This is a genomic window from Amycolatopsis sp., assembly GCF_025464955.1.
Lineage (GTDB): Bacteria > Actinomycetota > Actinomycetes > Mycobacteriales > Pseudonocardiaceae > Amycolatopsis.
This window is the reverse complement of the sequence record NZ_JAODNM010000045.1, coordinates 109,556-118,314: the sequence shown is the minus strand read 5'-3', so window position 1 is coordinate 118,314 and position 8,759 is coordinate 109,556. Positions and strand designations below refer to the sequence as shown.

Below are 8,759 nucleotides of genomic sequence, written 5' to 3'. Positions count from 1 at the left end.
CGCGCAGCAGTGCGGCGGACAGCTCCCCTTCGGTGAGTGTCCACGCCGGTATCTGTTCCACGTCCACACAGCAAGCGTAACCGCACACTCGTTCGAACAGCATCACTCACACGGGTAGCATCTCGCGGAACAAAACCCTTACACACCAACAAATACCGACGTCACGAGCGCGCAAAATCATCGAGGCCACGTTCACGAACGCTCAAAGTGCGTGGTCGGCATCACGAGGTACGTCAGCTCGAACTCGCCGGGGTCCGTCGCATGGATGACAGTCGCCCGGCGGCCGGGCTGGATCCCGAGCCGCACCTCCGCGCCGCCGAAGGGCTGGAGTGCGTCAACCAGGTAGCGTGCTTGGAACGACGGGGAAGTACGACCACCGAGTACGTTCGCTTTGAGCATCTCCTCGGCCTCCCCAGTGTCCTGTTTGGAGCTGGCCAGCCGCAGTTGACCGTCGCCGACTTCCAAAGTGAGCACCCGACGGGTGTCCGCGAACATGCCGACCCGGCGGACGGCCGCGCTGAGCACGTCGGCCCGGACTTCGACGGTCGTGTCGATCGATGAGGTGGCGATCGAGCTCGCGGAGAGGAAGCCGCCGTCGAGCACCGCCGTGCTCACCGTGTTCCCGGACCAGCTGAGGCCGAACCTGCCGTGCTCGGTGTGCACTCCGACGATTCCCTTGGCCTGTCTGGCGATTTCGACGAGCAGAGTGGCAGGCACCAGTGCGTCGAGGGAGCCGGTGACGGCCAGCAACGGAACTTTGGCCACGGCCATCCGGTACCGGTCCGACGCCACCAGGTTCAGCTTTCCGTCGTCGATGTGCAGCCGCACGCCGGTGAACAACGGCAGCGTGTCGTCGTGCGACGCGGTGGCGGCCACGGTCCGCAATGCCGCCGCGAGTGCGGCGCCACCGACGTCGGCCACCTTGGGTGGAGGCGTCGTCCGTGTGTGGTGCAAGGCTTTGTCGAGCAGCGGGAGCGCAAACCGGGCACCGTCCACACGCACCGCCAGCCGAGAACCCTCGACGACGATCCGTACGAACGCCGCGTCAAGCATGCGCAGCATCTCGGCGAGCGGGGCGACAGGCACCGTCGCGTCGCCGTCGACGTGTGTGGTGGCCTCGCACGTCAGGCGTGTCCAGCGTTCGCTGTCGGCGCCCACGAGCGTCAACCCGTCGGCATTCGCGCGCAGCAGCACCGCGGACAGCGCTCCCGGCGACAGCTTGGCGGACTCGGAAACGGCGGCTGCCAGAGCACGAGTGGAAGCGGTGAGGTCCATCGTGGCAAGCTAGCGGCCACCACCGACAGTTCCGACGATCCGGAATCGATGGCTGGGTTGTGCTCGCCCAGATCGACAGCGAGGGCGACATGATGTGGGGCGACTTCGGCATCCTGTACTGGCTGATCCGGCCGGAGGACCTGGCCGCCCGCCGGTTCGCGAACGCGCTGTTCACCTGGCAGTGTGGCTGAAATACGTTGTCCGGTAAGGGAAGCGGCTCTGGTCGTGCTGGTCTTCGGAGCAGCACGACCAGAGCCGGGGCGTCATCCCCGGACGCCGAGGAGGTGTTCCAGAGCCAGCTGGTTGAGGCGGGTGAAGTGGTAGCCGCGCTTGGCTGCGAGGGTCTCGTCGAAGTTGTCGCGCAGCAGGTCGTCGAGGGACTCACCGGGGGACAGCGTGGGCTCGGTGAGTTCCGGCACACGTGACTCCGCCAGTGCCGCGGTGACCTCGGGGTCGGCGCGGAAGGCCTTCGACTTCTCCTTCAGGATCAGGTATGTCCGCATGTTCGCGGCGGCCGAAATCCAGACGTCGTCGGCGTCTTCGGTGCGCAGCGGCTTGTAGTCGAAGTGTCGCGGGCCCTCGTAGCCGCCGTTCTCCAGCAGGTCGACCAGGAAGAACGCGCTGGTCAGATCGCCGTGGCCGAAGATGAGGTCCTGGTCGAACTTCGGGCCGTGCTGCCCGTTGAGGTCGATGTGGAACAGCTTGCCCTGCCAGAGCGCTTGCGCGACACCGTGGACGAAGTTGAGTCCGGCCATCTGCTCGTGCCCGACCTCGGGGTTGACGCCGAACCGCTCGGGCCGCTCGAGCTGCCCGATGAACGCCAGCGCGTGGCCGATGGTCGGCAGCAGGATGTCGCCGCGTGGTTCGTTCGGCTTGGGCTCGAGCGCGAATCGGATGTCGTAGCCCTGCTCGACCACGTACGACGCCAGGAGGTCCAAGCCTTCCTTGTACCGGCTCAGCGCCGCGACGACGTCCTTCGCGGCGTCGGACTCCGCGCCTTCGCGGCCGCCCCAGACGACGTAGGTCGATGCGCCGAGCTCGGCGGCGAGGTCGATGTTGCGGCGGACCTTGCGCAGGGCGTGCCGCCGGATATCCCGATCGTTGCTGGTCAGGCCCCCGTCCTTGAACACCGGGTGGCTGAAGAGGTTCGTGGTGGCCATCGGCACCTTGAGCCCGGTGTCGGCCAGTGCCTGCTTGAACCGGGCGATCGCCTTGTCCCGATCGGGTTCGGTGGCGAGCAGGTCGTCGTCGTGGAACGTCACGCCGTACGCGCCCAGTTCTGCCAGGCGATGCACGCTCTCGACCGGGTCGAGCGGCGGCCGGGTGGCTTGCCCGAACGGGTCGCTCGCCTGCCAGCCGACCGTCCACAGGCCGAACGTGAAGCGGTCTTCCCTGGTCGGGGTGTAGGCGTCCATCAGCGATCCTCCATTTAGTTCACGTTATGGATTTAATATGCGTGCCGACTGCCTTCACGTCAAGTGCGTACTAGTCTCACCCTTGAGCGGAGGGGGTGCCATGACGCAGGCCGTAAGACACGATTCGATGCGAGCGCGCAACCTCGAAGTCGTCCTGGGCGAGGTCGGGCGCAGCGGCCCGGTGACGCGCGCGGCGCTCGCCGAGAGCACCGGGCTGACCAAGAGCACCGTGTCGAAACTGGTCGGCGACCTCATCGACGCCGGGATCCTGACGGAATCCGGGGTCATCCGCGGCGGCGAGCGTGGCCGCCCCGGAGTCGAGGTCGTCCTCAGCGGACATCGGGTCGCCGCGCTCGGGCTCGAAGTCAACGTCGACTACCTCGCGGTCTGCCTGCTCGACCTGGCGAAGAAGGAGCGGTTCCGGGTCCGCGTCGACCGCGACAACCGCGGCACCCAGCCTTCGGAAGTGCTTGGGGAGCTCCGGGTCCTCGCCCTCAACGCGCTCAGCGAAGCCGAAGTCATGGGCCTGACCGTGGCCGGCGCGGTACTGGCGATCTCGGGGCCGGTTGAGGACGGTGTGCTCCACAACGCGCCGAACCTCGGCTGGCGTGGCGTCCGGGCTGCCGAAGCGCTCGACCTGCCGCTGCGGGTCGATATGGACAACGAGGCCAATCTCGCCGCGCTCGGCGAGCTGTGGTTCGGCACCGGGGAGCCCGATTTCCTTTACGTCTCAGGAGAAATCGGGATCGGTGCCGGGCTGGTCGTGGGCGGTTCGCTGTTCCGCGGTGTGCACGGCTCGGCGGGTGAGCTGGGCCATGTGGTGGTCTCGCCGAGCGGCCCGCCGTGTCGCTGCGGTGGACACGGTTGCCTCGAGGGCTACGCCGGCCAGGAAGCGCTCCTGCGCGCGGCCGCGCCGCCTGGAAGCGTGGTGAGCGGGATGTCCGACCTGCTTCACCGGCTCGAGGCAGGCGACAGGCACGCGTTGGCGGCCTGTGCGGACGCCGGGCGTGCACTGGGAATCGCCCTGACCTCCGCGGTGAACTTGCTGGATCTTGATCGGATCGTGCTCGGCGGGATCTTCGCCCCGCTGTTCGGCTGGATCGCGGGCCCGGCGGCCGAAGCGATGGAGTCCCGGCTCGGCGGCCTTCGCCGTTCGGTGCCTTCGCTGGTGGGGTCCGGGCTCGGCGGCGACGCCGCGACGCTCGGTGCCGCCGGCCAGGTCGTCCATCGGGTCATCGCCGATCCTGGGCCCTACGTCGCCCGTGCCCGCGCGGCTGCGGAGGCCGCGCGGGTCTAGGAGTCGTGAGCGTTCCGGCCGGCCACTGTGGCCTGCGGGACACCTGCACCCGGGCGAACCGGAACGCTCACGAGCCCTACGAGCCGTACACCTGCATTTCGGAGACCTGCGCGGCCGGCCAGCCGGTGTTGCCGGTGAAGGCGAGCTTCACGTATCGCGCCGACGTTGACGGGATCGTGACGGTCACGGTGTTCCCGGTCGCCGGGTCGAACCGGTACCCGGCCGACGCGACGAGCGTCCTGAAGTTCGTCCCGTCCGTGGACCCGAGCACCGACAGAGTTTCGGTGCGCGCGCCCCAAGCCGCCGATGGCGGAAGCGTGAGCACCGCGCGGCCCACCGTCGTCGCCGAGCCGAGGTCGGCCTGGATCGACTGCGGGAACGTGTTGTTGGCGCTTTCCCAGTAGCTGTTGGCGTTCCCGTCGACGGCGTTGCTCGCGGGGAAGCCGCCCTGCGTGCTGCTGACCGTGACGTGGCTGTTCAGCGCCAGGTTCGGGTTCGCCGGCGGCGGGGTCGTGCCACCGCCGCCGATGGTGACCTGGCCGGTCAGCTTGAGGTCGCGCGAGGACGAGCCGACCGAGACGGTGTTGACCCCGGAAGCGTTGACCCAGCCGTTGTTCCAGTACTGGAAGCTGCGCGCGTCCAGGCTGATCGTCACATGCTGGGTCTGTCCCGCGTTCAACGTCACCCGCTGGAAACCGTGCAGGGCCTTCGGCGGTTCACCGACCCCCGCCGGCTGCCCGACGTAGACCTGCGGGACCTCGGTCCCCGCCCGGCTCCCGGTGTTGGTCAGGTCGAAGCCGACGCTCACCGCGCCCGAACCGTCCGGAGCGGACACCGTCAGGTTCTGGTAGCCGAACGTCGTGTACGAGAGGCCGAAGCCGAACGGGAACATCGGCGTGATGTTCTGGCTGTCGTACCAGCGGTACCCGACGTTGAGGCCTTCGGAGTACTGCACCGATCCGTTCTGCCCCGGCCATTGCTGCGGGGTGTGCGCGGGGACGTCGTTCAGCGAGTTCGGGAACGTGACCGGCAGCTTGCCCGAGAAGTTGGCGTCCCCGAACAGCAGTGACGCGATCGCGTTGCCGTCTTCCTGCCCGGGGAACCAGTTCTCGATGATGCCCTTCACCGACCCGGCCCACGGCATGGTGACCGCGGATCCACTGTTGACGACGACGACCGTGTTGGGATTCACCGCGGCGATGTCGCTGACGAGCTGGTTCTGCACACCGGAAAGGTCGATGTTGTTCAGGTCGCCGCCCTCGGAACCGGCGTTGCTGACGAACACGACCGCCATGTCGGAGTTGCGCGCGGCGGCCACAGCCGGGTCGTGCAGGTTCTGGTTGGGAATCGTCCAGCCGAGGTTGGCGACGCTGCCGCCCCCGTCCTGGAAGTAGTCGACCTCGATGCTGACGGGCTGGCCCGCGGTGAGCGTGATGTTGCCGGTGCGGGTGGTGGCCGGCTGGTTGAACCAGTTGTTCACCACGGTCTGCCCGTTGATGATCAGGCGGCTGCCGTCGTCGCTGGTCATCGCGAACTGGTAGTTGCCGGTCGTCGGCGGGGTGAGGGTGCCGGTCCACTTGGTGGACCAGCTCGTCGCGGGGACGCCGGCGAGCGGCGGCTGGCCGCCCCAGATGTAGTCGATCTTCGGGTCGACCCTGGTCGCCACCGGAGTGCCGGACATGGTCGTGCCGGTGTAGTACTGGCCGTAGAGGCCGTGCCCGCTGCCGCTGGACGGCGTCAGGAACGAGCTGTCGACGGTCTCGCCGTTGGGGGAGGCGACGCCCTGTGCGTAGGTGATGGCCGTTCCGGAACCCGCTCGCGTCTGGATGCCCTGGTACGGCGTGACGACGTACGGCGGGTTGACGCCGGCGCTGCCGCCGCCGCGGGTCATCGCGTTCTGGCCGGCGTCGTTGCCGATCACCGCGACGGAGTGGGCCGACGAGCCGATCGGCAGGACGTTGCTGTTCTTCAGCAGCACACTGCCTTCCTGCGCGACCTGCTTGGCGACGGCGGTGTGCGCGGCGGAGGTGACATTGGTGCCGATGGTGCCGCCGGGCGCCTTGTCGAACAGGCCCGCCTTGAACATCTCGACCAGGATGGGCCGGACGTGGCTGTCGATCGTCGCGATCGACACCTGTCCGTTCGCGACCGCCGTGGTCAGCGGGGCGCCGTAGAAGTCGCTGCCGTTCATCTCCATGTCGAGCCCGTTGTTCGCCGCCGCGACCGTGGAGTGTGTGCCGCCCCAGTCGGAGGTGATGAACCCTCCGAAGCCCAGTTGGTTGCGCAGGATCGTCTGCTGCAGCTGGGGGTTCTCACAGGCGAACGTGCCGTTGATCTCGGCGTAGGAGCACATCACCGAGTCCGCGCCGCCCTGTTTCACCGCGGCCTCGAACGCGGGCAGGTAGAGCTCCTGCTGTACGCGGTCGGAGACGACGGCGTTGTCGGACGTGGTGTTGCGGTAGGTCTCCTGGTTGTAGACGGCGTAGTGCTTGACCTGCGCCATCGGGCCCTGTGCCTGAATGCCCTGGATGTCGGCGGCGCCGAGCTGCCCGGCCAGATACGGGTCTTCGCTCAGCGACTCGAACGAGCGGCCCCAGCGGGGATCGCGGTCGATGTTGATGGTCGGCCCGAGGACGGTGTTCGCGCCCTTGCCCCAGGCCTCCGAGCCGATCACGCCGCCGTAGGCATTCATCAGCGCCGGGTCGAAGGTGGCCGCCCCGGCGACCGGCGCCGGCAGCTGCGTCACCCCGGCGACGCCGTCGGCGACCCCGGCCGGGCCGTCCTGCAGTCGCAGCGAAGGGATACCCAGCCGCGGGATCGGGTCGACGCACGCGCCCCAGTCGCATTGGACACCGCCGTGCATCATGGTGAGTTTCTCGGCGGTGGTCATCTGGGCGAGCAGCGCGCCGGCTCGCTGCTCGGGCGGGTCGGCGAGGTTCATCCACGCGTTCGTGGGTGCCGCCTGCGCGGCGGGGACCGTAGCGCTCAGCCCGGCCGTGGCCAAAACCACCGCCAGGAAGGCGCGGGAAAGAAGGCGTCGTCTCATCATGACTCCTTACTCAGCTCTGGTAGGCCTCGAACTCGCTCGCCTGCCCGGCGGGCCAGCCGGTGTTGGCGGTGACGGCGAGCCGGAGGTAGCGCTGGGTGGTGGCGGGGAACGTGATCGTCACGGTGTTGCCGGACGACGCGTCGAACGAGTAGCCGTGTGAGGCCGCGAGGGTGCCGTACGCCGAGCCGTTTACGCTGCCCAGCACGGAAAGCGTCTGCGTCCGGGAGCCCCAGGCGGGCGACGGTGGAAGCTTGAGCACGATGCGGCCGACGGCCGAAGCCGCTCCGAGGTCGACGGTCACAGTCTGAGGGAAGGCGTTGTTCGTGCTCTCCCAGTACGTCGACGCGTTGCCGTCGGTGATGTTCGACGCCGGGAAGCCGCCCTGGTTACCGCTCGCGGTCGCCGTCTTGTGCAGGGCCACGTTGGTGTTCACCGGCGGAGGCGGCGGGTCGGTCGGGCCGATATTGTCGAATTTCGAGGCCCAGTAACGGGTTCGGCCGAGATACGACGTCTCCGCGGCCGTTCCTGTCTGTCCGTAGGCGCCGTCGTAGGTCAAGTACGGGATGACGGTCGGGGGAGTGGACGTCGCGGGCTCGATCATCGACCCTTCGTGCCACTCGTTGAACGAGGTGACCGATACCCAGTCCGGGTTTCCGCCGGTCGCCGGGGTGATCGCGTTCGTCCACTCCTTGTCATAGGTGGCACCGTTCGCGCGATCGAGTGTCGGCGTGGTGTTGCCGGGCACGGCGCGGTCGTCGAGGTAGCCGGGGGCGACCGACGGCGACCAGACCATGCCGTGCGCGTGGCAGTACGCGCCGACGTCCTGCCAGCCGGTTTCGGTCGCGCCCGCGATGCCGTCGTAGGTGTACATCCCGTTGAAGTGGGCGACCTTCGAGACGTCGGTGGTCTGCGCGAGCACGATGTTGCCGGCGGTGACCTGGTCCAGGGTCGTCCAGTCGGGGATGAACAGGCTCTGGAAGATGTAGAACGCCGGCTTGTTGCCGTGGTCAGGATCGCGGTAGAACGCGGGGCTGCTGCCGTAGCGCGAGTTGATGTACCCGATGTCGGCGACCGTCGACGCGGCCGTGCGACCGGTGTACGGCTCGATGTGCCACGCGACCTTGATGCCGTGCTGGGCGGCGGCCGCCATCACCGCCGGGACGAGGTTGTCCTCGTAGGAGCCCTGCCCCCACCAGCTGTAGACGATGGTGCCCGCGCCGGCCTGGGTGATCCAGTCCATCTGCTGGTTCAGCACGGCGGGGTCGCCTGAGTCGTACGCGCCGAGCTTGGGGTAGAAGTTCGAGCTGATCTCCAGCGGCGGGGTGAGGTTTCCCTGCGGCCAGTGCCGGTAGCTTCCGTACACCGACGGGTTTCCGTACCACGGGTAATAGAAGAGCTGCACTTTCGGCGACACCGTCGGGGTCGCGCCGGGTGCCGCGGACGCGGTCACGGGGCCCGCGAGGGCTCCCGAGGTCGCGAGCAGTAGTAGTGCCAGGATCGCGGTGCGTAGGCGTCGCATGGGGGACCGGCTCCTCGTCGCGTCAGTGCGGATGGAGAAGAAGGGGGTTTGGGTGATATGTGGCCCGGATCATACAAATTTCCAACAGACCAGCGCAATAGTCGGACTAGTTCTCGCAAAAACCTGATTATTGTCAAAGATCAACTTCGTCTGAACCGTAGCTCCCGGGCATGCGTGAAGGCCCCCTTCACAGCGGATTCCGCT

At 67.9% G+C, this 8,759-nt stretch carries 6 protein-coding genes; 2 read left to right on the top strand and 4 right to left on the bottom strand.

The genetic code is table 11. The annotated features are described in order from the left end of the window. Window positions 1–192: 192 nt before the first annotated feature. The gene (gene dnaN, locus JWQ81_RS10145) at window positions 193–1,275 is read right to left on the bottom strand and encodes a DNA polymerase III subunit beta (RefSeq protein ID WP_297539927.1); all 1,083 of its coding nucleotides are present in this window, start codon (window positions 1,273–1,275) and stop codon (window positions 193–195) included. 59 nt (window positions 1,276–1,334) lie between these two features. Between dnaN and JWQ81_RS10140 the strand changes: the two genes are divergently transcribed. Beyond that, on the top strand, window positions 1,335–1,466 hold the full coding sequence (locus tag JWQ81_RS10140; protein ID WP_297539925.1) for a DUF1963 domain-containing protein: 132 nt from the start codon (window positions 1,335–1,337) through the stop codon (window positions 1,464–1,466). A gap of 72 nt (window positions 1,467–1,538) precedes the next feature. On the opposite strand, the gene xylA is transcribed toward JWQ81_RS10140, so the two are convergent. Then, the gene (xylA, locus tag JWQ81_RS10135) at window positions 1,539–2,690 is read right to left on the bottom strand and encodes a xylose isomerase (protein WP_297539923.1); all 1,152 of its coding nucleotides are present in this window, start codon (window positions 2,688–2,690) and stop codon (window positions 1,539–1,541) included. 100 nt (window positions 2,691–2,790) lie between these two features. Here xylA and JWQ81_RS10130 point away from each other — a divergent pair, with 100 nt between their 5' ends. Beyond that, a complete protein-coding gene (locus tag JWQ81_RS10130; RefSeq protein ID WP_297539921.1) occupies window positions 2,791–3,987 on the top strand; it encodes an ROK family transcriptional regulator in 1,197 nt (398 codons plus the stop codon). Between the two features lie 76 nt (window positions 3,988–4,063). Here JWQ81_RS10130 and JWQ81_RS10125 read toward each other — a convergent pair whose 3' ends face one another. Next, window positions 4,064–7,033 carry a glycoside hydrolase family 3 C-terminal domain-containing protein gene (locus tag JWQ81_RS10125; RefSeq protein WP_297539919.1) on the bottom strand — a complete coding sequence of 990 codons (2,970 nt, stop codon included), beginning with the start codon at window positions 7,031–7,033 and terminating at the stop codon, window positions 4,064–4,066. 13 nt (window positions 7,034–7,046) lie between these two features. Next, the gene (locus tag JWQ81_RS10120; RefSeq protein ID WP_297539917.1) at window positions 7,047–8,555 is read right to left on the bottom strand and encodes a discoidin domain-containing protein; all 1,509 of its coding nucleotides are present in this window, start codon (window positions 8,553–8,555) and stop codon (window positions 7,047–7,049) included. Window positions 8,556–8,759 lie beyond the last annotated feature (204 nt).

Coding starts and splice junctions, on each gene's coding strand:
- dnaN (WP_297539927.1), bottom strand. CDS start 1,275: ATGGACCTCACCGCTTCCACTCGTGCTCTGGCAGCCGCCGTTTCCGAG.
- xylA (WP_297539923.1), bottom strand. CDS start 2,690: ATGGACGCCTACACCCCGACCAGGGAAGACCGCTTCACGTTCGGCCTG.
- JWQ81_RS10130 (WP_297539921.1), top strand. CDS start 2,791: ATGACGCAGGCCGTAAGACACGATTCGATGCGAGCGCGCAACCTCGAA.
- JWQ81_RS10125 (WP_297539919.1), bottom strand. CDS start 7,033: ATGAGACGACGCCTTCTTTCCCGCGCCTTCCTGGCGGTGGTTTTGGCC.
- JWQ81_RS10120 (WP_297539917.1), bottom strand. CDS start 8,555: ATGCGACGCCTACGCACCGCGATCCTGGCACTACTACTGCTCGCGACC.